This window comes from Phenylobacterium sp., assembly GCF_965284355.1.
Taxonomy (GTDB): Bacteria; Pseudomonadota; Alphaproteobacteria; order Caulobacterales; family Caulobacteraceae; genus Phenylobacterium.
The window spans coordinates 2,155,024-2,178,227 of record NZ_OZ260078.1; the positions used below are offsets into that span (position 1 = coordinate 2,155,024).

Annotated in this window: 19 protein-coding genes and 2 pseudogenes; 12 read left to right on the forward strand and 9 right to left on the reverse strand. The window is 70.4% G+C overall.

What is annotated here, in order from left to right:
• The first annotated feature begins 3 nt into the window (after window positions 1-3).
• Together ACQ66R_RS10445 and ACQ66R_RS10450 are read left to right on the forward strand one after the other, a co-directional pair.
• Entirely contained in the window at window positions 4-1,056 is a 1,053-nt protein-coding gene (locus ACQ66R_RS10445; protein WP_430421707.1) for an SO2930 family diheme c-type cytochrome, read from the forward strand.
• A 10-nt stretch (window positions 1,057-1,066) separates the two neighbouring features.
• The gene (locus ACQ66R_RS10450; RefSeq protein WP_430421708.1) at window positions 1,067-1,864 is read left to right on the forward strand and encodes a CAP domain-containing protein; all 798 of its coding nucleotides are present in this window, start codon (window positions 1,067-1,069) and stop codon (window positions 1,862-1,864) included.
• A 153-nt stretch (window positions 1,865-2,017) separates the two neighbouring features.
• Here the strand turns inward: ACQ66R_RS10450 and ACQ66R_RS10455 are convergent, their stop codons facing one another.
• On the reverse strand, window positions 2,018-2,380 hold the full coding sequence (locus ACQ66R_RS10455; protein WP_430421710.1) for a DUF6152 family protein: 363 nt from the start codon (window positions 2,378-2,380) through the stop codon (window positions 2,018-2,020).
• A gap of 119 nt (window positions 2,381-2,499) precedes the next feature.
• On the opposite strand from ACQ66R_RS10455, the gene ACQ66R_RS10460 reads away from it, so the two are divergent.
• Window positions 2,500-3,573: an NADH:flavin oxidoreductase gene (locus ACQ66R_RS10460; protein WP_430421712.1), complete on the forward strand. Its 1,074-nt coding sequence runs from the start codon at window positions 2,500-2,502 to the stop codon at window positions 3,571-3,573.
• 198 nt (window positions 3,574-3,771) lie between these two features.
• Here the strand turns inward: ACQ66R_RS10460 and ACQ66R_RS10465 are convergent, their stop codons facing one another.
• The 4 genes and pseudogenes from ACQ66R_RS10465 to ACQ66R_RS10480 all read right to left on the reverse strand — a co-directional run bounded on the left by ACQ66R_RS10465 (window position 3,772) and on the right by ACQ66R_RS10480 (window position 7,733).
• A complete protein-coding gene (locus ACQ66R_RS10465) occupies window positions 3,772-4,470 on the reverse strand; it encodes a heterodisulfide reductase-related iron-sulfur binding cluster (protein WP_430421714.1) in 699 nt (232 codons plus the stop codon).
• 403 nt (window positions 4,471-4,873) lie between these two features.
• Window positions 4,874-5,086: pseudogene (locus ACQ66R_RS10470) on the reverse strand (4Fe-4S dicluster domain-containing protein); the annotation flags it as partial.
• On the reverse strand, window positions 5,083-6,252 hold the full coding sequence (glcE, locus tag ACQ66R_RS10475; protein ID WP_430421715.1) for a glycolate oxidase subunit GlcE: 1,170 nt from the start codon (window positions 6,250-6,252) through the stop codon (window positions 5,083-5,085). The pseudogene ACQ66R_RS10470 and the gene glcE, both read right to left, overlap by 4 nt.
• The gene (locus ACQ66R_RS10480) at window positions 6,252-7,733 is read right to left on the reverse strand and encodes an FAD-linked oxidase C-terminal domain-containing protein (RefSeq protein WP_430421717.1); all 1,482 of its coding nucleotides are present in this window, start codon (window positions 7,731-7,733) and stop codon (window positions 6,252-6,254) included. The genes glcE and ACQ66R_RS10480 overlap by 1 nt, the downstream gene beginning before the upstream one ends.
• Before the next feature lie 81 nt (window positions 7,734-7,814).
• On the opposite strand from ACQ66R_RS10480, the gene ACQ66R_RS10485 reads away from it, so the two are divergent.
• Window positions 7,815-9,479, forward strand: coding sequence for a SpoIIE family protein phosphatase (locus ACQ66R_RS10485; protein ID WP_430421720.1), 1,665 nt, complete (start codon window positions 7,815-7,817; stop codon window positions 9,477-9,479).
• Between the two features lie 2 nt (window positions 9,480-9,481).
• On the opposite strand, the gene ACQ66R_RS10490 is transcribed toward ACQ66R_RS10485, so the two are convergent.
• Together ACQ66R_RS10490 and ACQ66R_RS10495 are read right to left on the reverse strand one after the other, a co-directional pair.
• Window positions 9,482-10,264, reverse strand: coding sequence for an enoyl-CoA hydratase/isomerase family protein (locus ACQ66R_RS10490; RefSeq protein ID WP_430421722.1), 783 nt, complete (start codon window positions 10,262-10,264; stop codon window positions 9,482-9,484).
• Between the two features lie 170 nt (window positions 10,265-10,434).
• On the reverse strand, window positions 10,435-11,586 hold the full coding sequence (locus ACQ66R_RS10495; protein WP_430421724.1) for an acyl-CoA dehydrogenase family protein: 1,152 nt from the start codon (window positions 11,584-11,586) through the stop codon (window positions 10,435-10,437).
• 94 nt (window positions 11,587-11,680) lie between these two features.
• On the opposite strand from ACQ66R_RS10495, the pseudogene ACQ66R_RS10500 reads away from it, so the two are divergent.
• Window positions 11,681-12,057, forward strand: a pseudogene (locus ACQ66R_RS10500) (GxxExxY protein).
• Window positions 12,058-12,175: 118 nt separating this feature from the next.
• Window positions 12,176-13,828, forward strand: coding sequence for an AMP-binding protein (locus ACQ66R_RS10505; RefSeq protein ID WP_430421726.1), 1,653 nt, complete (start codon window positions 12,176-12,178; stop codon window positions 13,826-13,828).
• An 8-nt stretch (window positions 13,829-13,836) separates the two neighbouring features.
• Here ACQ66R_RS10505 and ACQ66R_RS10510 read toward each other — a convergent pair whose 3' ends face one another.
• A complete protein-coding gene (locus ACQ66R_RS10510; protein WP_430421728.1) occupies window positions 13,837-15,051 on the reverse strand; it encodes a CoA transferase in 1,215 nt (404 codons plus the stop codon).
• 90 nt (window positions 15,052-15,141) lie between these two features.
• Window positions 15,142-16,071, reverse strand: a complete 930-nt coding sequence (locus ACQ66R_RS10515) for an aldo/keto reductase (protein WP_430421730.1) — start codon at window positions 16,069-16,071, stop codon at window positions 15,142-15,144.
• Window positions 16,072-16,329: 258 nt separating this feature from the next.
• On the opposite strand from ACQ66R_RS10515, the gene cpaB reads away from it, so the two are divergent.
• Genes cpaB through ACQ66R_RS10545 form a run of 6 tightly spaced genes read left to right on the forward strand, consistent with a single transcriptional unit; the run spans window position 16,330 to window position 23,178 of the window.
• Window positions 16,330-17,274, forward strand: a complete 945-nt coding sequence (gene cpaB, locus ACQ66R_RS10520) for a Flp pilus assembly protein CpaB (RefSeq protein WP_430421732.1) — start codon at window positions 16,330-16,332, stop codon at window positions 17,272-17,274.
• A gap of 14 nt (window positions 17,275-17,288) precedes the next feature.
• Complete coding sequence (locus ACQ66R_RS10525; protein ID WP_430421734.1) at window positions 17,289-18,644, forward strand: type II and III secretion system protein family protein; 1,356 nt, start codon at window positions 17,289-17,291, stop codon at window positions 18,642-18,644.
• An 8-nt stretch (window positions 18,645-18,652) separates the two neighbouring features.
• Window positions 18,653-19,852 carry an AAA family ATPase gene (locus ACQ66R_RS10530; protein ID WP_430421736.1) on the forward strand — a complete coding sequence of 400 codons (1,200 nt, stop codon included), beginning with the start codon at window positions 18,653-18,655 and terminating at the stop codon, window positions 19,850-19,852.
• A 2-nt stretch (window positions 19,853-19,854) separates the two neighbouring features.
• On the forward strand, window positions 19,855-21,249 hold the full coding sequence (locus ACQ66R_RS10535) for a CpaF family protein (RefSeq protein ID WP_430421738.1): 1,395 nt from the start codon (window positions 19,855-19,857) through the stop codon (window positions 21,247-21,249).
• Entirely contained in the window at window positions 21,249-22,220 is a 972-nt protein-coding gene (locus tag ACQ66R_RS10540) for a type II secretion system F family protein (protein ID WP_430421740.1), read from the forward strand. The genes ACQ66R_RS10535 and ACQ66R_RS10540 overlap by 1 nt, the downstream gene beginning before the upstream one ends.
• 4 nt (window positions 22,221-22,224) lie before the next feature.
• Window positions 22,225-23,178 (forward strand): type II secretion system F family protein, encoded by a 954-nt coding sequence (locus tag ACQ66R_RS10545; RefSeq protein ID WP_430421741.1) that lies wholly within the window; start codon window positions 22,225-22,227, stop codon window positions 23,176-23,178.
• The last annotated feature ends 26 nt before the right edge of the window (window positions 23,179-23,204 follow it).

Consider the following 23,204-nt stretch of genomic DNA (forward strand, 5'->3'; position numbering starts at 1 on the left):
CCTTTGAAGCGTCTGGCCGCCGTCCTGGCCGCAATCGCCTGCCTGGGCGCGGCCCCGCAGCCCCCGGCGGTGGCGCTGGACGTGCTGCTGACCGAGGCGCCGGCGCCCAAGCTGGCCGACTACCGCCTGTTCCGCGACGAGGCCGGCCGCACGCCGAACGGCGGCTTGACGCCCTATGCGCTGAACACGCCGCTGTTCAGCGACTACGCCGAGAAGCTTCGCTTCCTCTATCTGCCGCCTGGGACCAAGGCGAAGTACCGGGTCGACGGCGTGCTGGACTTCCCCGTCGGCGCGACGCTGGTGAAGACCTTCGCCTATCCGGCGGACTTCCGGCGGCCGAGCGAGAACGTCCGCTACCTCGAGACCCGCCTCCTGATCCGCAAGCGCGACGGCTGGGTCGCCCAGACCTACGTCTGGAACGCCGCGCAGACCGAGGCGGTGCTGAAACGCGCCGGCGCGCGCCTTGACGTCAGCTTCGTCGACAGCCGGGGCCAGACCCGCCACGTCGACTACGCCGTGCCCAACCAGAACCAGTGCAAGGAGTGTCACCAGCTCGACAAGGCGGTGACGCCGATCGGGCCCAAGGCGCGCAACCTCAACGGCGACTTCATCTATGCGACCGGGCGCGAGAACCAGCTGGCGCACTGGACGCGGACCGGCGTGCTGGCCGGCGCGCCGAAGCCGGCGGCCGCGCCCCGCACCGCGCGCTGGGACGATCCAGCCGAACCCGTCGAGGCCCGCGCGCGGGCCTACCTCGACGCCAACTGCGCCCACTGCCACGGGCCCCGCGCCATCGCCTCCAACTCGGGCCTGTTCCTGGGGCTGGAAGAGAATCGCGCGCCGCAGCTGGGCGTCGGCAAAGGACCGGTGGCGGCGGGGCGCGGGTCGGGCAACCTCAAGGTCGGAATCGAGCCCGGCGACCCGGACGCCTCCATCCTGGTCTACCGCATGGCCTCGAACGAGCCGGGCGTAATGATGCCCGAGCTCGGCCGCACCCTGACGCACGACGAGGGACTGGCGCTGGTCCGCGACTGGATCGCCAGCATGCCGCAATGAGCGCCCCCGCGTGAGCCTCGCGCGGCGGACCGTCCTGGGCGCCGCCCTGTCGGCCTGCGCGGCCCCGGCGCTCGCCCAGGTCGTCACCGACTCCGCCCCCGCCGCCACCGACGCCGCGGCGTGGAAAGCGTACGAGGCCCGCCTGCGCGCGCGCCTCGCCGACATCGGCGGCGGCCGCGCCGACGCCGCCACCGGCCGGGCGATGCTGGACCTCACCAACCGCATCCGCCGCGACGCCGGATCGCCGCCGGTGAACTGGCACGAGGAGCTGGCCATGGCCGCCCTCGCCCATGCTGGCGACCTGGCGCAGCGGTCGTATGTGGAGCACCTGTCCCCCGAGGGTTTCGATCCCAGCCACCGGCTCTGGCTGGTGGGTCGCACCACCATCGGCTCGCCGTCCGAGAACATCGCCTACCACCGCGGCCCCCCGATCAGCGCCGCCCAGATGCTGCAGCGCCTGAAAGGCAGTTCGGGCCACTGGAAGAACCTGCGGCGGCCCACCCACACCCACGCCGGCTACGCGTTCGTCACCCGCGGCGAGCGCTACTGGCTGGTGGGGCTGTATTCGCGCCCGCTGGTCTCGCTGGCCGAACCGCTGCCGTTCCTGGCCCAGGGCCCGGCGATCCGCCGCGCCCTGACCAGCCTGCCCAGCGAGAACCGCGCCCGCCTGGCGATCCCGCAGGGCAGCCGCCTGGGTAAAGTGGAAGGCGACCCGCCCGTCATGCAGATCACCGCGCTCCGCCCCGAAGGCGTCGGCCGCTTCGACATCGTCGGCGGCCCGATCTTCATCGCCGCTGAAGCCGGGTAGCGGCGGCCTACCAGCCGCCATGGCGCGTCAGCGCCGATTGGATTTGTCCACGAACCACACGAACGCGGCTTGCCACGCGAAGGCCGTCGATGGTCCGCCCATGTTCGTGTGGTTCGTGTGGTTCGTGGTCAGAGAGGCGGCGCCTGCGGCGCGCTAGGGCCTCGCCGGATAGAGATCGAACGTGCGGTCACCGATCACCAGGCGCTCGGTCTTGATCTCCCGCGTCCCGTCCGTGCGCTTGTGGCCGCGGGCTGTGACACGGGTTCCCTTCGGGACCGCCCTAAGGGTCAGGCCCGAGCGTTCGATGGCGGCCGGCGGGGCCAGCATCACGTCCCAGACGCCGTCGGCGGCGCGGACCTTCAACAGCCCGTGCGGCTGGCCCAGCTGGGCGGCCTCGATCACGCCCACGATCTGGCCGTCCTGATCGCTGTAGGCCGTCCAGCCGTGGTGGGCGAAAGCGGCGCCGGCCGTGAGGGCCAGAGCGCCGGCAAGCGTTACAACGCGCAGTCTTGTCATCTCGACCTCCTGCCCCCATGGGGAGGTTAAGCTCTGAACGCGCTTGCAGAAAGGCTCGTTTGCCGTCCGTGACGGAAGGCCGGTATCTCGCATCGAAACCTGCACTCCCGGAGCCTGCCTTGGCCGACCTGTTCTCTCCCCTGACCCTGGCCCGTGGCCCGGCGCTCAAGAACCGCTTCATGCTGGCGCCGCTCACCAACACCCAGAGCCACCCGGACGGGACTCTGTCGGACGCCGAGTTCAACTGGCTGACCCTGCGGGCCAAGGGCGGCTTTGGCCTGACCATGACCTGCGCCGCCCACGTCCAGGCGGTGGGCCAAGGCTTCCCCGGCCAACTCGGCGTGTTTGGCGACCAGCACCTGCCGGGCCTCACCCGGCTCGCCGCCGAGATCAAGCGCCACAACAGCGTTTCCTCAGTCCAGCTGCACCACGCCGGCAACCGTTCGCCGAAGGACCTCGTCGGCACGCCGGTGAGCGCCTCGGATGATCCGGAGACCGGCGCCCGCGGCCTGACCCTCGCCGAGGTCGAGCAGCTGGTGGAAGACTTCGTCGCCGCCGCCGTCCGCTCGGAAAAGGCCGGCTTCGACGGCGTCGAGATCCACGGCGCCCACGGCTACATCCTGGCCCAGTTCCTCTCGCCCGAGCTCAACAAGCGCGACGACCGCTATGGCGGCTCGGTCGAGAACCGCGCCCGCATCATCCACGAGATCATCGACGGCGTGCGCGCCCGCACCCGGCCCGATTTCCAGCTGGGCCTGCGCCTGTCGCCCGAGCGCTTCGGCCTGAAGCTGGCCGAGATCATCGAGATCACCCGCAAGATCCTGGCGGACGGCAAGATCGACTACCTCGACATGTCGCTGTGGGATGTCTTCAAGGAGCCGGTCGAGGACGAGTTCAAGGGCAAGAGCCTGATGAGCTACTTCACCGAGCTGCCGCGCGGCGACGTGCGCCTGGGGGTGGCCGGCAAGGTCACCTCGCCCGCCATCGCCGCCGAGATGCTGGAGAAGGGCGCCGACTTCGTGCTGATCGGGCGCGCGGCTATCCTGCACCACGACTTCCCGGAGCGGTCGCGTGACGCGACCTTCACGCCGGTGGCGCTACCGGTGACGGCCGAATACCTGGCCAATGAGGGCCTTAGCCCGACCTTCGTCCAGTACATGTCGGCGTGGCCGGGGTTCGTTCAGGCGGCGTGATGTGCGCCGGCGCCGTCCGGTCCAGTACGCCACCCCCAGTGTGATGGCGGCATAGGCTCCATAGGCGGCCACGACGACCTCGGGCTTCAGGATCGGGCGCATCGGAAAATTCCCCTCGATGCCGCGATCCCTGCGCCGAGGCGTCGAAGTTGGACATTCCGGAACGGCGCCTACGGGCCGATACCGTGGGATCCCACCCTAGGGGTCGATACGGAGGCGGTCGGGTTCAGGCGCCGCCAGCGCCGCGGGCTTCGGCCCGCCCGTCGCCCAGTCCAGCAACTCCACCGGGTGGACGATCGGCGCGGCCAGCGCCGGGGCCAGCTGGGTCATGCAGCCCACGTTGCCGGCCGCCACCACGGTGGCCCCGGTGGCGGTGATGTTGGCGGCCTTGCGATCGCGCAGGCGGGTCGCCAGCTCGACCTGCAGGATGTTGTAGACACCGGCCGACCCGCAGCAGAGATGCCCCTCGGCCGGCAGGCGTACATCGAAGCCCGCGTCGGCCAGCAGCTTCGGCGGCGCGGCCTTGATCTGCTGGCCGTGCTGCAGCGAGCACGCCGCGTGATAGGCCACCGCGATGCCCGGCGGTTTGGCCACCCGGGGCAGGCCGACCTCGGCCACGAACTCCAGGATGTCCTTCGCCGGCACGTCCTGGCCCACCAGGTGGCGGTAGTCCTTCAGCATGGTTCCGCAGCCGGCCGCTGTGGTGACGATGGCGTCCACCTGCCCCGCACGCCCCCAGGCCGCGAGGTTGGCCCGCGCCATGGCCCTGGCCTCGTCGGGGCGGCCCAGATGCTGCGAAAGCGCGCCGCAGCAGCCCTCGCCCTCGGCCAGCACGACCTCGTAGCCACAGCGTGAGAGGAGGCGCTGGGCGGCGGAGCGGATGTGGGGGGCGACCACCGACTCGACGCAGCCTTGGAGAAGAACAACTCGCCCCCTCCCCCTTGCGGGGAGGGGTTGGGGGTGGGGGTGTTCTCCGCTCGCGCCGCGCCAACACCCCCACCCCCGGCCCCTCCCCGCAAGGGGGAGGGGAGAGCGCGAGCATCGCCGCCAACGGGGTGAGTCCCAGCTTCCGAAGCGTCGGCTCGAGCGGCCGCGCCAGCCGGCCCAGGCCCATGGCGAGCCTCAGCCGCCTCGGGTGCGGCAGCACCCAGGCCAACGCCCTCCGCAGCAGCCGCTCGGGCAGCGGCCGCACATGGTGGGTCTCGATATGCGCCCGGGCGTGGTCGATCAGTTGCGCGTAGTCGACGCCGGACGGGCATGTGGTGGTGCAGGCCAGGCACGACAGGCAGCGGTCGACGTGGGTCACCGTCGCCGGCGCCGGCGGGCCACCGTGCTCCAGCATCTCGCGGATCAGCTCGATCCGGCCGCGCGGGCTGTCGCGCTCGTCGCCCAGCAGGACGTACGTCGGACAGGTCGCAGTGCAGAAGCCGCAGTGCACGCACTTGCGGATCGCCGCGGCGCTGGCGGCGGTCTCGGGATCGGCCAGCTGGTCGGGGGTGAAGGCGGTCCTCACGCCGCGCCCTCCATCCGGCCGGGGTTCAGCACGCCCAACGGGTCGAACGCCGCCTTCACGCGGCCCTGCAGTTCGCCCAGCGCGCCCTCGCGCGGCCCGAACGCCTCGGCGCCGCGCAGGCACAGCGCATGCCCGCCCAGGTCACGCGCGACCCGACGCACCTTCTCCGCCGGCTCTTCGGTCAGTAGCCAGGCCAGCCCGCCGCCCCAGTCATAGAGCGCATCGCCCGGCAGGGCATGCGGACCCTTCCAGCCTTGGGCCGGCGGCAGGCTGAGGCGCCACAGCGGCCGGGGGTCGCCCGCGAACGCCTCGGCCTCGCGCACCTGGACCCAGAAGTCGCGGGAGTGGTCGCCCTCCAGCTCGTCGATCCGCCCGAAGCCCGACAGGGCCGCCACCAGCGCCTGGGCGCGGGCCTCCACCGAGGCCTCGAACCCCTCCAGCCGCAACGCCGTCACCGGCATTTCGGCCTTCAACGGCCGCGAGCGCGCCGCAAAGGTCGGCAGGTGGGCCGCGCCCGACACCTCGAACGGCCCATTGAGCGCCGCCTGCATCGCCTCGGCCGCCCGCACGTCGGCCAGGCCGAACAGCAGGAGCGTGAGTTCGGTGCGCGGCGCCGGCAGCACCTTGATGGTCAGCTCGGTGAAGATCGCGAGCGTCCCCCACGACCCGGCCATCAGTTTCATCAGGTCGTAGCCGGTGACGTTCTTCACCACCTTGCCGCCGGCCTTGAACACCTCGCCCCGCCCCGACACGCCCTCGAACCCCAGCAGGTGATCGCGGGCCGCCCCGGCCCGGATGCGTCGGGGCCCGGACAGATTGGCCGCGATCACACCGCCCAGGGTCGGCTCGCCCCGCGCGGCCAGCAGGCGCGTCCAGCGCGGCGGCTCGAACGCCAGCATCTGGCCGCGACTGGCGCAGATCTTCTCCAGGTCGGCGATGCGTACGCCGGGCTGGGCGGTCAGCACCAGCTCCTCCGGCGAGTAGTCGACGATCCGATCCAGCCGCTGGGTCGAAAGCACGACGTCGATGGGGTCCATCGCCCCGATCGACCGCTTGGTGCCGGCCCCGACCACCTCGATGTGGCGCGCATGCGCCCCGGCCTCGGCCACGATGGCCTGGACTTCCTCGGGGGTCGCGGGCTTGAGAGGGCGAACCTGGTCCAGCATCAGAAGCGCGGCAGCTCCGGAAAGGCCAGCTTGCCCTTGTGCACGTGCACGCGGCCCAGCTCGGCGCAGCGGTGCAGCACCGGGAACACCTTGCCGGGATTGAGCAACAGGCCCGGGTCGAAGGCGCACTTCACCCGCTGCTGGCAGGCCAGGTCGGTCTCGTCGAACATCTCGCCCATCAGGTCGCGCTTCTCGACGCCGACGCCGTGCTCGCCGGTCAGCACGCCGCCCACCGCGACGCACAGCCTGAGGATATCCGCCCCGAACGCCTCGGCCTTCTCCAGCTGTCCGGGGATGTCGGCGTCGTACAGGATCAGCGGGTGCAGGTTGCCGTCGCCCGCGTGGAAGACGTTGGCCACCCCCAGGCCATACTGCGCCGACAGCTCGGTGATCCGGGTCAGCACCTGCGGCAGCGCCTTGCGGGGGATCGTGCCGTCCATGCAGAAGTAGTCGGGCGCGATGCGGCCCACCGCCGGGAACGCCGCCTTGCGCCCCGCCCAGAACGACAGCCGCTCGGCCTCGCTCTCGGAGGTCTTCATGAAGTCGGCCCCGCGCTGGGCGGCCAGCATGCGGATGTGGCCGGCCAGTTCGGCGCACTCGGCCTCGGGCCCGTCCAGCTCGCAGATCAAGAGCGCGGAGGCGTCCACCGGATAGCCCGCCCCCACGAACGCCTCGGCCGCCCGGATCGCCGGGTTGTCCATCATCTCGAGCCCCGCAGGGATCACGCCCGCGGCGATGATGTCGCCCACGCAGGCGCCGGCCTGCTCCACCGACGGGAAGCCCAAGAGCAGCGCGCGCGCCGTCTCCGGCTTGGGGAGGATCCGCACCGTCACCTCGGTGACCACGCCCAGCAGCCCCTCCGATCCGGTCACCAGCCCCAGCAGGTCATACCCCTCGGCGTCCATCGCCTTGCCGCCGAACCGGACGACCTCGCCGCTCATCAGCACCAGTTCGCAGCCCAGCAGGTTGTTGGTCGTCAGCCCATACTTCAGGCAGTGCACCCCGCCGGAGTTCTCGGCCACGTTGCCGCCGATGGTGCAGGCGATCTGGCTCGAGGGATCCGGGGCATAGTAGAAGCCGCGCCCTTCGACGGCGCCCGTAATGGCCAGGTTGGTCACCCCCGGCTGCACCACGGCGCAGCGGTTGGCGTAGTCCACCTCCAGGACGCGATTGAACTTCGAGAGCCCCAGGACCACCCCGTCGGCCAGCGGCAGCGCGCCGCCCGACAGCGACGTGCCGGCGCCCCGCGGCACCACCTTCACGCCGTTGGCCTGGCACCAGCGCAGGATCTCCGACACCTGGGCCGTGGTCTCGGGCAGCACCACCGCCAGCGGCTGCTGGCGATAGGCCGACAAGCCATCGCTCTCGAACGGGACCAGGCCGGCGGGTTCCGACACCACGCCCTCGCCGGGCACGATGCGCCGCAAAGCGCGCACGATTTCGGCCTTTCGGGCGATCAGCGCATCATCGGGCGCAGGCATCTTCATGAGCGCGACGGTAGGCGCAGAATCTCCCACCACAAAGCCGTCATCCGGTTATGCTGCTTCACCGTAGGAAGGGGCATGGACCAGGATATCCGAGACGCGGACCGCGCAATCGCCGACGAAGCCCGGCGGCTCGCGGCGTTGCGGGCGCTGGATGTGCTGGACACCGAGCCCGAGGCGATCTTCGACAACCTGACGGCGCTCGCCGCCCAGACGTTCCAGACGCCGGTCGCCCTGGTCTCGCTGATCGACGCCGAGCGTCAGTGGTTCAAGTCGTGCGTCGGCATGGGTGGCGGCGAGACGCCCCGCGACATCGCCTTCTGCGACCACACGATCCGCCAGGCGCGGACGATGTTGATTCCCGACGCCGCGGCCGACCCGCGCTTCCGCGACAACCCTCTGGTCACCGGCGAGCCGTTCGTCCGCTTCTATGCCGGCGCGCCGCTGACCAGCCCCGACGGCTTCCGGCTCGGCAGCTTCTGCGTCATCGACTATCGGCCGCGCCATGACTTCGGCGAGGCTCAGTGCGCCCAGCTGGAGGCGATGGCCGCCGCCGTCTCGTCGGCCATGACGCTGCGCCGCGATCTCAAGGCTTATGTGTCGATGGAGCGCGAGCTGCATGACGCCCAGGCCCGGATCCGCCGCCACGAGGCCGAGCTGGCCTTCCTGGTCGAGAACTCGGCTGACCTGATCCTGCGGCTGGATCCCAGTTCGAAGATCACCTGGGCCTCGCCCAGCGTCCGCCGTTACGGCTACGCCCCCAGCGACCTGATCGGCGTCCCCGCCGGCAGTTTCGTGCACCCTGAGGACCGGCCCCGGCTGGCCGAGCGCCGTCCGGGCCGCTTCGCCGCCCTGGGCGACCTGGACGGCAGCCGGCGCGAGTACCGCATCCGCCGCAAGTCGGGCGACTGGACGTGGGTCGAGGAGAGCCCGACGGTCATCCGCGACGCCTCGGGCGCGGCGGTCGAGCTGGTGAACATCCTGCGCGACATCGAGGACCGCAAGCGGGCCGAGCGCGCGGCGGGCGACATCCAGGCCGGCATGCTGCTGCCCCGCGCCGCGCTGGCGGCGCTGTCGGGCCGGGCCGAGGTGGACGCCGTGCTCGAGCCCGCCCGCAGCGTGGGCGGCGACCTCTATGACGCCTTCAAGGTGGGCGACGACCATCTCGCGTTCCTGGTCGGCGACGTGACCGGCAAGGGCGTCGGCGCCTCGCTGTTCATGGCGCTGGCCAAGGCCCTGTCGCACAGCCTCATCACCCGCAAGGCCGACCGGCTGGGCGACGCCTTCCGCGCCATCGAGGCCGAGCTCCAGCGCAACAACGGCGAGGCCATGGCCATGTCGCTGCTGGCGGGCGTGCTCAACCTCGACACCGGCGCCCTGGCTCTCTGCAGCGCCGGGCATGAGAACCCGCTGGTGGTGAGCGCCGAGGGGGTCGTGGCCGCGCTGGAGATCGACGGCGGCCCGCCGCTCTGCGCCGGCGCGGGCTTCGCCTACCAGGCCGAGATGACCCGGCTGGAGCCCGGCGCGACGCTGGTGGCCTTCACCGACGGCGTCACCGAGGCGCAGAACCGGTCCCGGCAGCTGTTCGGCCAGGCGAGACTGCGAAAGGCGTTGGCCGAGGCGCCCCGTGACGGCCCGCTCTCGGCGCTGACCGACAGCCTGGTCGCCCGCGTCCGCGCCTTCGAAGCCGGCGGCGACCCCAGCGACGACCTCGCGATCCTGGCGCTCCGCCGGCCGCTGTAGGCCTACTTCCCTTCGAACACCGGGGCGCGCTTCTCGTTGAAGCTGCCGACGCCTTCGCGGCGGTCCTGGGTGGTGAAGAGCTGGTTGTAGATCGACAGCTCCAGGTCCATGGCGCGCTTCAGGTCCAGGTCCTGGCCCTCGTGCACCACGCGCTTGGCGCCGCGCACCGACAGCGGCGCCTTGCTGGCGATCACCCGGGCGACGCCCAGCACGGTCTCCATCAGCGCTTCGGGGGCCACAACGCCGCTCACGAGTCCCCATTCCAACGCCTGCGCGGCGCTGAACGGCTGGGCCGTCGTCAGCAGTTCGATGGCCCGCCGGGGACCCACCGCCCGCGTCAGCAGCTGCGTGCCGCCCAGGCCCGGCAGGATGCCCAGGCCCGCTTCCGGCAGCCCGAACCGCGCGCCCTCCGCGGCATAGGCGAAGTCGCAGGCCAGCGTCATCTCGCAGCCGCCGCCCATGGCCGCGCCCTGCACCGCGGCGATCACCGGGACCGGACAGGCCAGCTGGGCGCGGATCATGGCCTCGAACAGCCGGTGCTGCTCGGCCCACGTCTCGTCGCTCATGCCGTTGCGTTCCTTGAGGTCGGCGCCGGCCTGAAAGTGCTTGCCCTCGCCGCTCAGGATCACGCAGCGCAGCCCGTCCGCCGAGCGCAACTGGCTCCAGATGTCCAGCAGCTCGCGGCCCATCTGGGTCGACAGCGCGTTGGCCACCTCGGGCCGCGCGAAGGTGATGACGGTGATCCCGGCCTCGGGCTCGCTCACCTTGATCGTCTCGTAGGCCATCGTCTTACCCTCTGCGCGCCGCAGGCGCTGTCCAGTTGAACCACGAACCACACGAACCACACGAACCCGCGATCTACCCGCACGCCGCGCTGATCGTCAGGCCCCGTTCGTGTGGTTCGTGTGGTTCGTGGTCAATTTCTTTCGGCGCTGGCGCGCCAACAGACCTCGCGTCAGAAGCTCTTCGGCTGGCCCAGCACGTGGGTGGCCACGTGGCTGAGGATCAGGTTCGTGGAGATCGGCGCCACCTGGTAAAGCCGCGTTTCCCGGAACTTCCGCTCGATGTCGTACTCCTCGGCGAAGCCGAAGCCGCCGTGGGTCTGGATCGCCATGTCGGCGGCGAACCAGCTGGCCTCGGAGGCCACGAGCTTGGCCATGTTGGCCTCGGTGCCGCAGGGCTCTCCCGCCTCGAACAGGGCGGCGGCCTTGTCGACCATCAGGCTGGCGCTGGTCATCTGAACGTACGCCCGCGCGAGCGGGAACTGCACGCCCTGGTTCTCGCCGATCGGGCGGCCGAACACGACGCGGTCCTTGGCGTACTGGCTGGCCCGGTCGATGAAGAACTTCGCGTCGCCGATGCACTCCGACGCGATCAGGATCCGCTCGGCGTTCATGCCGTCCAGGATGTACTTGAAGCCCTTGCCCTCCTCGCCGACGAGGTTCTCGGCGGGCACCTCCAGGTCTTCGAACAGCAGCTCGGTGGTGGCGTGGTTCAGCATGGTGCGGACCGGCGTGATGGTCAGGCCGTTGCCCCTCGCCGTCCGCATGTCGACCAGCAGCACGCTCATCCCGGCCGAGGTCTTGGCCTCGTCGCGCGGCGAGGTCCGGCACAGCAGCACCATCAGGTCGGAATGCTCGGCCCGGCTGATCCACAGCTTCCGGCCATTCACGACGTACTTGTCGCCGACCTTCTTGGCGAAGGTGGTGATGCGCGTGGTGTCGGTGCCGGCGTCAGGCTCGGTCACCCCGAAAGCCTGCAGCCGCAGCTCGCCGGTGGCGATCTTCGGCAGGTAGGCCTGCTTCTGCGCCGGCGTCCCGTGCCGCAGGACCGTCCCCATCGTGTACATCTGGGCGTGGCAGGCGCCGCCGTTGCAGCCCGACCGGTGGATCTCCTCCAGCACCGCGTTGGCGGCCGCGAGGCCCAGGCCCGAGCCCCCGTACTCTTCCGGGATCAGCACCGACAGGAACCCCGCCTCGGTCAGGGCCTGGACGAACGCGGTCGGGTAGGCCCGCTCACGGTCCAGCTCGCGCCAGTAGGCGCCGGGGAAGCGCGCGCACAGCTTGCGCACCGCCTCGCGGATCTCGGGAAAGGTTTCCTGGCTCACGCCCGCTCTCTGCCACGGGAACCCTGCGTGAGCCTAGACCAGTCCACTTGTTCATGTATTGTTCCGTCACGCGTAGCCGCTGAGCGCCCCAGAAATGGACCACGAACCACACGAAACACACGAACGGCTGCTTCACCGTGACGAGGTCTTCCTCCTCCAGGGCGCCATCTTCGAGGTGAACAGGGTGCTCGGCGTCGGCTTCTTGGAAGCCGCCTATCAGGAGAGCCTCGCGCTCGAATTTGGGGCTCGGGGCATAGCCTTGAGTACAAAGGGACGGCGCTCCGCGCCGTCTACATTCCAGACTTCGTCTGTTTCGGCCGGGTCCTGGTCGAGCTCAAGGCGGTCAGCGCCTTGGGGCCAGAGCACCGGGCCCAGGTCATCAACTACCTGAAGGCCTCCGGCCTTCGCGTCGGCCTACTCGTCAATTTCGGCGGATCGCACAAGGCGCAGATCGAGCGGATCGTTCACTGACGTTCGTGTGGTTCGTGTGGTTCGTGGTTGATTTCGGGGCGGCCGCCACCGCAGCCCCCTAAGGAGATGACACCGGACCGTCCCGGCTCCATCCTCGCCAAACCAAGGGAGGCGGACGATGGCGCTCAGCTACGTCCATGGGGCGAGCACGCAGCCGCTGGTCGGCAAGACGATCGGGGCGCTGTTCGACGAGACCTGCGCAGCCTGGCCCGACAACGTCGCGCTGGTCTCGCGCCATCAGGGCGTCCGCTGGACCTACGCCCAGCTGAAGGACCGGGTCGACGCCTTCGCGGCCGGCCTCCTGGCGCTGGGGCTGGAGCCCGGCGACCGGGTCGGCATCTGGGCGCCGAACTGCGCCGAGTGGGCGATCACCCAGTTCGCGACCGCCAAGGCGGGGATGATCCTGGTCAACATCAACCCGGCCTATCGCCTGAGCGAGGCCGAGTACGCGATCAACAAGGTGGGCTGCCGCGCCCTGGTCATCGCGGTGCGCCACAAGACCAGCGAGTATCTGGCCATGGTGCGCCAGCTGCGGGAGGGCCGCCGGCTGCCGACTGTCGAGGCGGTGATCACCATCGGCGACGACCCGCATCGCGGCTGCCAGTCGTTCCCGCACATCCAGGGCACGGCCAAGCGCGCGGACCGCGCCCGCCTGGCCGAAATCGGGCCGACCCTGCAGTTCGACGATCCGATCAACATCCAGTTCACCAGCGGCACCACCGGCTTCCCGAAAGGCGCCACGCTCAGCCACCACAACATCCTGAACAACGGCTTCTTCGTCGCCGAGGCGATCCGGCTGAAGGCGGGCGACCGGCTGTGCATCCCGGTGCCGCTGTACCACTGCTTCGGCATGGTGATGGGCAACCTGGGCTGCGTGACCCACGGCGCGACGATGGTCTATCCGGCCGAGGCGTTCGACCCGCTGGCGGTGCTGCAGGCCGTGGCCGAGGAACGCTGCGTGGCCCTCTATGGCGTGCCCACCATGTTCATCGCCGCCCTGGCCCACCCGGACTTCGCCGCCTTCGACCTGTCCTCCCTGCGCACCGGTATCATGGCGGGCTCGCCGTGCCCCATCGAGGTGATGCGTCAGGTGATCGACCGGATGCACATGCCCGAGGTGACGATCGCCTACGGGATGACCGAGACCTCGCCGGTCAGCTTCCAGTCGTCCACCGACGATACCGTGGAGCACCGCGTCGCCACCGTGGGCCGCATCCAGCCCCACCTGGAGGTGAAGATCGTCGACGCCGACGGCCGCATCGTGCCGCGCGGCGAGTCCGGCGAACTCTGCACCCGCGGCTACTCGGTGATGCTGGGCTACTGGGACGATCCCGAAAAGACCGGCGAAGCCATCGACCGCGCCGGCTGGATGCACACGGGCGACCTCGCCACGATCGACGACGACGGCTTCTGCAACATCGTGGGCCGGATCAAGGACATGGTCATCCGCGGCGGCGAGAACGTCTACCCGCGCGAGATCGAGGAGTTCCTCTACCGCCACCCGGCCATCCAGGACGTGCAGGTGATCGGCGTGCCCGATCCGAGGTTCGGCGAGGAGATCTGCGCCTGGATCTTGCTGAAGCCCGGCGAGGCGCTGGACGGCGAGGCGGTGCGAGAGTTCTGCCGCGGGCAGATCGCCCACTACAAGATTCCGCGCCACATCAGGTTCGTGGACGGCTTCCCCACCACCGTCACCGGCAAGGTCCAGAAGTTCGCCATGCGCGAGGCGATGATCGCCGAGCTCGGCCTCGCCGTTGAGGCGACCGCCTAGGCGCCCGCCTAGGCGCCCGCCACGACCTTCGCGTCATGCAGCCGGGCGATCTCGCCGCCCGACAGGCCCAGCACCTCGGCCAGCACCTCGTCGGTGTGCTGGCCCAGTTTCGGCGCCGGCGCCACCGGCCGCCGCACATCCTGCGGGATCGTGCCCATGGCGCCCGGGGCCGGGTAGGTCAGCCCGGACGGATGCGTCACCGACTCGAACATCGGATTGTCCTTGAAGAGGCGCGGATCGTTCAGCGCCGCCTCCATCGTCTGATAGCTGCCCCAGGTGACGCCGCCGGCGTCAAACGCGGGCGTCAGCTCGGCCGCCGTCTTGGCCGCGAACGCCTGCTCGAACAGCGGATAGAGCCGGGCCCGGTGAGTGAACCGCAGGCCCTCGTCCTTGGCGAACGAGACGCCCAGCTCGGCCTCGACCGCCGCGACGCCGGCGCCGATGCCCAGCACGTCCAGGGCCTTCTCCCACTGCTTGGGCGTGATGCAGAGCAGCATCAGCTTCTCGCCGTCCCGGGTGGTGAAGTCGCGGCCGAACGCGCCGAACACGTCATTGCCCATCCGCGGCCGCTGGTGGCCGGTCAGCATCGTCTCGGCTGAGAAGCCCAGGTTGGCCATGGTGGCCGCGCCGATATCGCTGAGCGGCGCACGGATCTCGCGCCCGCCCATCCCGCGCATCCGCGCCAGCAGCGCCGAGACCATCGAAAACGCGCAGTAGGCGCCGGTCAGCAGGTCCCACGCGGCCAGCACATGGTTCACCGGCGCATCGTCGCCCACGGGCCCGGTCATCAGGGGCAGGCCCAGCGCCGAGTTGATCGTGTAGTCCATGCCCTGCGAGCCATCGGCCCAGCCCATGACGCGCACGCAGATCAGGTCGTCGCGCAGGGCCTTCAGCTTGTCGTACGAGAGGAAGCCCTCGACCGGGAAATTCGTGACGAACAGGCCGCCGTCCTCGCCCGGAGCGGCTGCCAGCCGCTGGGCGATCTCACGGCCCTGGGGGCTGGCGAGGTCGATGGCCACCGACTTCTTGCCCTTGTTCAGGCCCTCCCAGTAGAGGCTCGACCCGTTGTCGGCGAGCGGCCAGCGGCGGAAGTCGGGCCCCCCGCCGATGTTGTCGAACCGGATCACCTCGGCGCCCATCTGGGCCAGGTACAGCCCGCACGTGGGCGCAGCGACGAAGGCTGAGCCCTCGACCACGCGGAGGCCTTTCAGGAGGTCGTACATGTTCTCTCCGCGCCGCTCGCCATAAGCCTCATTCGCAGGCTGACGCTCCGTCGGCCAACCCTTCCCTCCCTTGATGGGGAGGGAGGCGGCTCAGGCCACCAGCTTTCCGACCTCTTCCACCTCGTCCGGCGTCAACCGCCAGTCGGCCGTCGCGGCGTTGGTCTTCACCTGCTCCACCGTCGTGGCGCCGGCGATCACCGAGCTCACGGCCTCGTGGCCCAGCAACCAGGCGAACGCCAGTTCCAGGATCGTGTGGCCGCGCGCCTTGGCCCACGCCTCCAGCGCCTCGACCTTGTCGAAGTTGGCGTCGCTCATCGCCGCCTGGCCGCGCGCGCCCCAGGCCGCGAGCCGGGTGCCCTCGGGCGGGGCCTCGCCGCGCTTGTACTTGCCGGAGAGCAGGCCCGAAGCCAGCGGGAAGAACGGCAGGAAGCCCAGGCCGAAGTGTTCGCACGCCGGGAGCACCTCGCGCTCCACATCGCGCTCCAGCAGCGAATAGAGGTTCTGGGCCGAGACGAAGCGGGTTCCGCCCGCGGCCGTCCAGTCGGCGTCGGCGATCTGCCAGCCGCTGTAGTTGGAGTTGCCCAGGTAGCGGACCTTGCCCTGCGACACGAGGTCGTCGAGGGCCCGCAGCGTCTCGTCGACGGGGGTCTCCGGGTCGGGCTGGTGGTGCTGGTAGAGGTCGATGTAGTCGGTGCCCAGGCGTCGCAGGCTGTCCTCGACCGCCTGCATGATCCACTTGCGCGACCCGCCCTGTTTCTTCGGGTCGCCGCCGATCCGCATCCCGAACTTGGTGGCCAGCACGATGTCGTGGCGGCGCTTGCCCAGCGCCTTGCCCAGGAACTCCTCCGACTTGGTCCCGCCGTAGATGTCGGCGGTGTCGAAGAGGGTGATGCCGGCGTCGATGGCCGCGTCCACCACGGCCTGCGTCTGGTCGGCGTCGATGCGCATGCCGAAGTTGTTGCAGCCCAGGCCCACGACACTGACCTTAAGGCCCGAATTTCCCAGCCGGCGAACCTTCATCGGCCGTCCTCCCGTTCCGTGTTTTCGAAGGCTGCGACCCTAGGGCCTATCTCCTCCGGTTGGGAAGGGCGCGACCTCCTCCCCCTACGGGTGAGGAGGTGAGCTTCCGCGGCCGAATGGGGAGCCGCAATCGCCCCCTCCACGGCGACGGTTCTTCAGAAACCCTACCGCGATCTTCACTGTGTTTCTTGGCGAGTTCGCAAGGCGGTCGTCGTTAACTCCTCGGCATAACAACAGAATTGTTGGCCGGATCAGCGCATGCGCGTCGTCACCATCGTCAGTCTCGCCGCGTCCGCCGTCCTGGGCCTGGGCGCCCTCGTGGTGGCGAAGGTGATGCTGCCCAACGCCGCCGCCGCGAAAAGTCCCATCGTCCAGGCGCAGGCCCAGGGCGAGCCGATGGTCGTGGCCAGCCGCGCCATCAAGTACGGCGAGAAGCTCCAGGCCTCGATGCTGACGGTCATCAAGGCCCCGAAGGATGCGATCCCCGAGGGCGCGTTCACGACGGTGAACGCCGTGCTCGCCGCCGACCGCGGCGGCGCCCCGGTGGCCCTGACCCCTATGTCGGCGCGCGAGCCTCTGCTGCCTTTGAAGATCTCGGGTCCCGGCTCGCGGCCGATCGTGTCGGCGGCCATCGCCGAGGGCATGCGCGCCTACACGCTGAAGGTGGACGACGCCAGCGGCGTGGGCGGCCACGCCCTGCCCGGCGACCACGTCGACGTGGTGCTGCTGCGCGACCTGACCCCCAGCGGCCCCGAGCGCAACTTCATCTCCTACGTCGTCGTCCAGAACGCCCGCGTGCTGGGCATGGACCTCAACGCCGACCCGACGTCGGACAAGCCCGCCAGCCCCAACACCGCCACCATCGAGGTCTCGGTCGAGGACTCGCAGAAGCTCTCGTTGGCCGCGACCCTGGGCAACCTGTCGCTGGCGCTGCGCCGCAACGGGGCCGCCGAGATCGCGGCCGCAAAGCCGGTGCGCACGAACGACTTCCTCTCGGGCGGTCGCTCGACGGCGCCGCGCGCGGTGCGGACGGCCTCGGCCGGTCCGGCGCGCAGCTACGCCATCCTGATCGTCGAAGGCGAGCCCTCGAAGCGCAGCAGCGGCGGCGGCCGCAGCCGCGCCCCCGCGGCGGCTCCGGCGCCGGCCCCGCCGAGCAGCCCCGCGCCCGGCCAACCCGCGCCGAACGCCTCGGGCGTGAGCTGAGCCGGATGACCCGCATGCACGTCTTCCCCATGTCCCGCGCTCTGTCCGGGGCGCTCGCCGCCCTCACGCTCGTCACCGTGGCCTGTGGCGCGCTGCTGCCGGTCGCCCCGGCTGCCGCCCAGACGCTGGGCAGCGAACCGGTCATGCGCCGCACGATCCACGTGCCGCGCGACAAGTCGCTGCAGTTCCGCCTGCCCGGCCCGGCCTCGAAGATCGTCATCGCCCAGCCCGAGATCGCCAAGGTCACGGCCACGTCGGAGTCGAGCTTCTACGTCCAGGGCATGGAATTCGGCTCGACCAACATGCTGGTCTACGGCCGCGGCGGCGGCCTGTCTGAAGTGATCGACATCCGCGTCGGCTATGACGCCGAAGGCCTGCAACAGGACCTGAAGGCCGCCTATCCGACCGAGCCCATCCAGGTGAAGAACCTGGGCGAGATGCTGCTGCTGAGCGGCGACATCTCGACCGCGGGCGTGCAGGCCGGCGCCGAGAAGCTGGCCGAGAAGTACGCGCCTGACTCGGTGCTCTCGCGCCTGACCGTGCGCAACTCGCAGCAGGTGATCCTCGAGGTCCGGATCCTGGAAGCCAGCCGGTCCGGCCTGAAGGACATCGGCGTCGACCTGAACGTCTTCAACAGCTCGTTCGGCGTCGTCACCGGCTCGGGCCTCATCGGCGCGCTGACACCCCCGCATGCCGTGATCGGAACGAGCGGCGGGTGGAACTCGGCCAACATCAACACCACGCTGCAGGCGCTGGAAGAGAAGGGCCTCGTGCGGGCGCTCGCCAAGCCGAATCTGGTGGCGATCTCGGGCGAGAAGGCGACGTTCCTGGCCGGCGGCGAGTTCCCCTTCCCGGTGCCGCAGGACCTCAACACCATCGCGATCGAGTTCAAGCCCTATGGCGTAAAGCTGAACTTCACGCCGACCGTGAAGGAGAACGGCTGGATCCGCATCGCGGTCGAGCCCGAGGTCAGCGAGCTGGACTACGGCAACGCGCTGACCCTGCGCGACCTGACCGTGCCGGGCCTGACGGTCCGCCGCGCCGCCACCACCCTCGACCTGCGCCCCGGCGACACCTTCGCCATGGCCGGCATGTTCCAGCGCAACAACCGCAACTCGGTCCAGCAGACCCCGGGCCTCGGTTCGGTCCCCGTGCTGGGCGCCCTGTTCCGGTCGGCGCAATGGAAGCGGGCCGAGACCGAACTGCTGATCATCGTCACCCCGCGGCTGGCGACGGCCGAGGACCGCGCGATCCCGGCGGTCGACGAGCTGCCCGGCCGCGAGGCCACCCAGTCCGAACTGTTCCTCTACGGCAAGACCAAGGGGCGCGATTCCGGCCCGAGCGCCGGCGCGCGGCCCGCCACGAAGTGACCCCACCCATGTTGCGTCCCAAGTCCAGTTCCACGCCCACTGTCGAGATCGCAGGCCGCCGCATCCTGGGGCTCGGCGCCGGTTTCGACGGCTATGCCAAGGGGCCGTTGGCCGGGGCCGTGCTGGATCACGGCTCGGTATCGCAGCTGGAAAGCCTGCGGGTGGGCGCCTACGACCTGGTGCTGATCGACGCCGACGCCTCTGAAGACCACGCGCTGGCCGCCGCGGTGAAGGCGCTGTCGGGCATGCGCAACGCCCCGCCGCTGCTGATGCTGGGCAAGAGCCTCCCCGCCGGCCTCGTGCGCAACGTGCTGCGGATGGAGGCCGCCGACATCCTGGAGGCGCCGTTCACCGCCGAACAGCTGATCGCGGCGGTGAAGGCCCTGCTGTCCGAGGCCGCGCCCGCGGCGGCGGCGGCGATGTCGAGCGGAACCGAGTCGCGGTGCTGGGGCGTCAGCGGCGCCGTGGGCGGCTCGGGCGCGACCACCATCGCCATCGAGATCGCCTATGCGCTGGCCGCTCAGTCGGGCAAGGAGCACTCGGTCTGCCTGGTGGATCTGAACCTCGCCGATGGCGCCACCGCGGCCTACCTGGGCTGCGCGCCCACCACCCGCCTCGCCGATTTCGGCCAGGCCGCCGACCGCATCGACGCGGCCATGCTGCACGCCTTCGTCACCCCGGTGTCGAAGGGCCTCGACCTGATCGCCGGCGTCCGCGACGCCACCGCCTTCGACGCCGTCAGCCGCGAGGCGATCCTGCGCATGCTGGAGGTCGCCTGCGAGTGCTACGAGTGGGTGATCCTGGACATCCCGCGTCACCGCCGCCCCTGGACCCTCGAGGCCCTGGCCGGATGCGACGAGGTGCTGGTGATCTCCGAGCTGACCGTGCCGGCCCTGCTGGCCGCGCGCGCCTATTCCGACGAGATCGAGGACGGCCTGGGCACCGGCCTGCGCCCGCGCATCGTGCTGAACCGCCTGGCCAGCCGCATGTTCGGCCCCGCGCCGTCGATGACCGAGTCCGAGAAGGCCCTGCAGCGCAAGGCCGAGGCTGGCATCAGCTCGGACTGGGAGGCGGCCGCCGCCTCGGTGAACCTGGGCGGGCCCATCGCCCAACACCGGCCCAAGTCCAAGATCGTCAAGGACGTCCAGACCCTGGTCACGCAGCTTGCGGCCCAGCCGCCGAGGCGCGACTCCGCCAAGGCCGCCTGAGGATGGGTCGGTTCAGCCTCGCGCGGCCCGCCGCCCAGCCCGCGCCGCAGCAACCCGCGCCCGCCCCGACGCCGGTCGCCGCGCCGGTCGCCAAGGTCGAACCCAAGACGGCCAAGGCCCCCCCGCGCGACGCCAGCCTCGATCTGCGCCTGCGCCTGCACGCCAAGCTCATCGACGAGCTGGATCTCGCAAAGCTGGACAAGCTGGAAGAGGGCGAACTGCGCCGTCAGGTGCTGGGCCAGGTGAACGAGTTCGCCCGCGCCGAGCGGATGGCGCTGAACGCCAAGGAACTGGACGTCCTGGGCGCCTCGATCTTCGACGAGATGGTCGGGCTGGGGCCGATCGAGCCGCTGCTCAAGGACGAGTCGATCAACGACATCCTGATCAACGGCCCCTTCCAGGTCTACGTCGAGCGCCGCGGCGAGCTGGAGCTGACGCCCATCCGCTTCCGCGACAACGACCACCTGCTGCGCATCGTTAACCGCATCGTCGCCGGCGTGGGCCGCCGGATCGACGAGAGCCAGCCGATGGTCGACGCCCGCCTGCCCGACGGCAGCCGCGTGAACGCCGCCATCCCGCCCATCGCCATCGATGGCTGCTCGGTCTCGATCCGGAAGTTCTCCAAGAAGCCGCTGACCCTGGAGAAGCTGGTCGAGTTCGGCGCCATGACGCCGGCCATGGCCGAGTTCCTGCACGGCGCGGTGAAGAGCCGGGTCTCGACGGTGATCTCGGGCGGCACCGGCTCGGGCAAAACGACGCTGCTCAACGCCCTGTCGGCCGCCATCAGCCACGGCGAGCGCCTGATCACGATCGAGGACGCCGCCGAGCTGCAGCTGCAGCAGCCGCATGTGGTGCGCATGGAGACCCGTCCGCCCAACATCGAGGGCAAGGGCGAGATCCGCCAGCGCGAGCTGGTCAAGAACGCCCTGCGCATGCGTCCCGACCGCGTGATCCTGGGCGAGGTCCGTTCGGAAGAAGCTTTCGACATGCTGCAGGCCATGAACACGGGCCACGAAGGCTCCATGGCCACGATCCACTCGAACAACCCGCGCGAGGCCGTCAGCCGCCTGGAGCAGATGGTGGCCATGGGCGGCCTCAACATCGGCGCCGAGGCCGTGCGCTACCAGATCGCCTCGGCCGTCGGGATGGTGGTGCAGGTCAACCGCCTGTCGGACGGCAAGCGCAAGGTCACCCACGTCAGCGAGATCGTGGGCATGGAAGGCAACGTCGTGCAGATGCAGGACATCTTCCTGTTCAACCGCACCCACACCGACGCCGACGGCACGGTCCACGGCGAACACCGCGCCACCGGCCTGCGGCCCCGCTGCCTGGACGAGATGCTCCGCCGTGGCATCCCGTACGACACCGCCAACTTCGACCCCAACAAGACGCTCTGATGCTCCCGGCCTTCGAGATCGACGCCAAGTTCATCGTCATGCTGATGATCGGCGCGGCCGTCTTCGCGCTGGTCCAGGGCCTGACGGGCATCTTCACCGTCGCCACCCAGAAGCGCCAGGTGAACCGGCGACTGCAGGTCGGCGAAAAGGTCGAGGGGATCTCGGCGCTGGTGGTCGAGCTGCGCAAGCAGCGGGGCCTCACCGCCGCCGGCGGCCGGTCCGAGAACCTGCGCTGGCTGTCGAACATGATCGTCGCCTCGGGCCTGCCCTACGACCAGCGCAAGTGGCTGACCTACATCGGCGCCTCGGCGCTGATCTGCGGCGTCGGCGGCTATGTGCTGCTGAAGACCCCGCTGGCCGTGCCCGCCGGCCTGGTGCTGGGCGGCGTGCTGATCCCGCTGGGCGTGCTCAAGTGGAAGGCCGGCAAGCGCAACGCCGCCCTGGGCTTCCAGCTGCCGCAGGCGCTGGACATCATCGTCCGCTCGCTCGAGGCCGGTCACCCGGTGCCCGCCGCCGTGGCCCTGGTGGGCCGCGAGATGAGCGACCCGATCGGCACCGAGTTCGGCATGGCCGCCGACGAGATCGCCTATGGCGCCACCCTAGAGCAGGCGGTCGAGCGGATGGCCGAGCGCTGCCAGCACGCCGACGTCGACCTCTTCGCCGCCACCGTGCGCCTGCAGGAAAAGACCGGCGGCAACCTGACCGGCCTGCTCAAACTCAACGCCAACACCGTGCGCGACCGCCACAAGATGCGCCTGAAAATCAAGGCCGCGTCCTCGGAAGGCCGCGCCTCGGCGATGATCCTCACCGCCGCCCCGTTCGTGGCCCTGGGCATGATCATCATGATGGCCCCCAACTTCTACGGCGAGGTGATCGACGAGCCGCTGGTGAAGTACGGCCTCGCCGGCCTCGGCTTCTGGGTCTTCCTCGGCAACATGATCATGCGGCGCATGATCGACATGCGGCTCTGATCCGATGGCGATCGACACCATCATCTACATCGCGGGCCTGGTGCTCACCCTGGGCGCCCTGGCCGGGCTGGGCTGGATCGGCTTCGGCGAGCTGCGCGTCCGCGCCCTGCGCCGTGGCCGCCTGGCCGGCGTCGGCGGCAGTCACCAGCCGGTCGTCGAGAAGCCCGGCGGCGAGATCGGCGCGCGGATCCTGGGCGCCGTCCAGCGTCTGGGCCAGCAGAACGCGGTGCGTGACCCGGCGAAGGTGTCGCTGCTGCGCTCGCGCCTGATGCAGGCCGGCTTCTACAGCCGCGAGGCGCCGGTGATCTTCCTGGGGATCAAGGCCGCCTGCGTCGCCGCCGCGACCCTGGCCGTGATGCTGACCCTGCCGATGCTGATCGGCCAGAAGAACGGCAACATGGGCGCCCTCCTGCTGGCCGTCGGCGTCTCGGTCGCCGCCCTCTATGGTCCCGACCAAGTGCTGAAGCAGCGCAAGACCACGCGCGAGCGCGAATACTCCGAAGGCTTCCCCGACCTGCTCGACCTGCTGGTCGCCTCGGTCGAGGCGGGCCTGTCGCTGGACGCCGCCGTCACCCGCGTGACCGAGGAGCTGGAGCGCCGCTACCCGACGCTGACCGTCCACCTGCGCTTCCTGGTGCTGGAGCTGCGCGCCGGCCGCGCCCGCAAGGACGCCTGGAGCGCCTTCGCCGACCGCCTGGGCATCGACGACGCCCGTGCACTGGCCACCATGCTGCGCCAGGCCGAGGAGATGGGCACCAGCCTGGGCGAGACGCTGTCGGTGTTCTCGGCCGACATGCGCTCCAAGCGGATGCTGCGGGCCGAGGAAAAGGCCCTGGGCCTCTCGGCCAAGCTGACGGTGCCCCTGATCCTCTTCATCTTCCCGTCGCTGCTGGGCGCCCTGATGCTCCCCGCCGCCGTCCGCCTGGTGAAGGTCTTCTCGAACGGCGGCCTGGGGTAACGGCTAGACCCTTGTCGCGGTCGCGC

What these genes read in the sequence shown, in the direction of transcription:
- ACQ66R_RS10525 (WP_430421734.1), top strand. Translation starts at nt 17,289, where the DNA reads ATGCACGTCTTCCCCATGTCCCGCGCTCTGTCCGGGGCGCTCGCCGCC.
- ACQ66R_RS10480 (WP_430421717.1), bottom strand. Translation starts at nt 7,733, where the DNA reads ATGCCTGCGCCCGATGATGCGCTGATCGCCCGAAAGGCCGAAATCGTG.
- glcE (WP_430421715.1), bottom strand. Translation starts at nt 6,252, where the DNA reads ATGCTGGACCAGGTTCGCCCTCTCAAGCCCGCGACCCCCGAGGAAGTC.
- ACQ66R_RS10530 (WP_430421736.1), top strand. Translation starts at nt 18,653, where the DNA reads ATGTTGCGTCCCAAGTCCAGTTCCACGCCCACTGTCGAGATCGCAGGC.
- ACQ66R_RS10490 (WP_430421722.1), bottom strand. Translation starts at nt 10,264, where the DNA reads ATGGCCTACGAGACGATCAAGGTGAGCGAGCCCGAGGCCGGGATCACC.
- ACQ66R_RS10505 (WP_430421726.1), top strand. Translation starts at nt 12,176, where the DNA reads ATGGCGCTCAGCTACGTCCATGGGGCGAGCACGCAGCCGCTGGTCGGC.
- ACQ66R_RS10510 (WP_430421728.1), bottom strand. Translation starts at nt 15,051, where the DNA reads ATGTACGACCTCCTGAAAGGCCTCCGCGTGGTCGAGGGCTCAGCCTTC.
- ACQ66R_RS10455 (WP_430421710.1), bottom strand. Translation starts at nt 2,380, where the DNA reads ATGACAAGACTGCGCGTTGTAACGCTTGCCGGCGCTCTGGCCCTCACG.
- ACQ66R_RS10515 (WP_430421730.1), bottom strand. Translation starts at nt 16,071, where the DNA reads ATGAAGGTTCGCCGGCTGGGAAATTCGGGCCTTAAGGTCAGTGTCGTG.
- cpaB (WP_430421732.1), top strand. Translation starts at nt 16,330, where the DNA reads ATGCGCGTCGTCACCATCGTCAGTCTCGCCGCGTCCGCCGTCCTGGGC.
- ACQ66R_RS10535 (WP_430421738.1), top strand. Translation starts at nt 19,855, where the DNA reads ATGGGTCGGTTCAGCCTCGCGCGGCCCGCCGCCCAGCCCGCGCCGCAG.
- ACQ66R_RS10540 (WP_430421740.1), top strand. Translation starts at nt 21,249, where the DNA reads ATGCTCCCGGCCTTCGAGATCGACGCCAAGTTCATCGTCATGCTGATG.
- ACQ66R_RS10485 (WP_430421720.1), top strand. Translation starts at nt 7,815, where the DNA reads ATGGACCAGGATATCCGAGACGCGGACCGCGCAATCGCCGACGAAGCC.
- ACQ66R_RS10545 (WP_430421741.1), top strand. Translation starts at nt 22,225, where the DNA reads ATGGCGATCGACACCATCATCTACATCGCGGGCCTGGTGCTCACCCTG.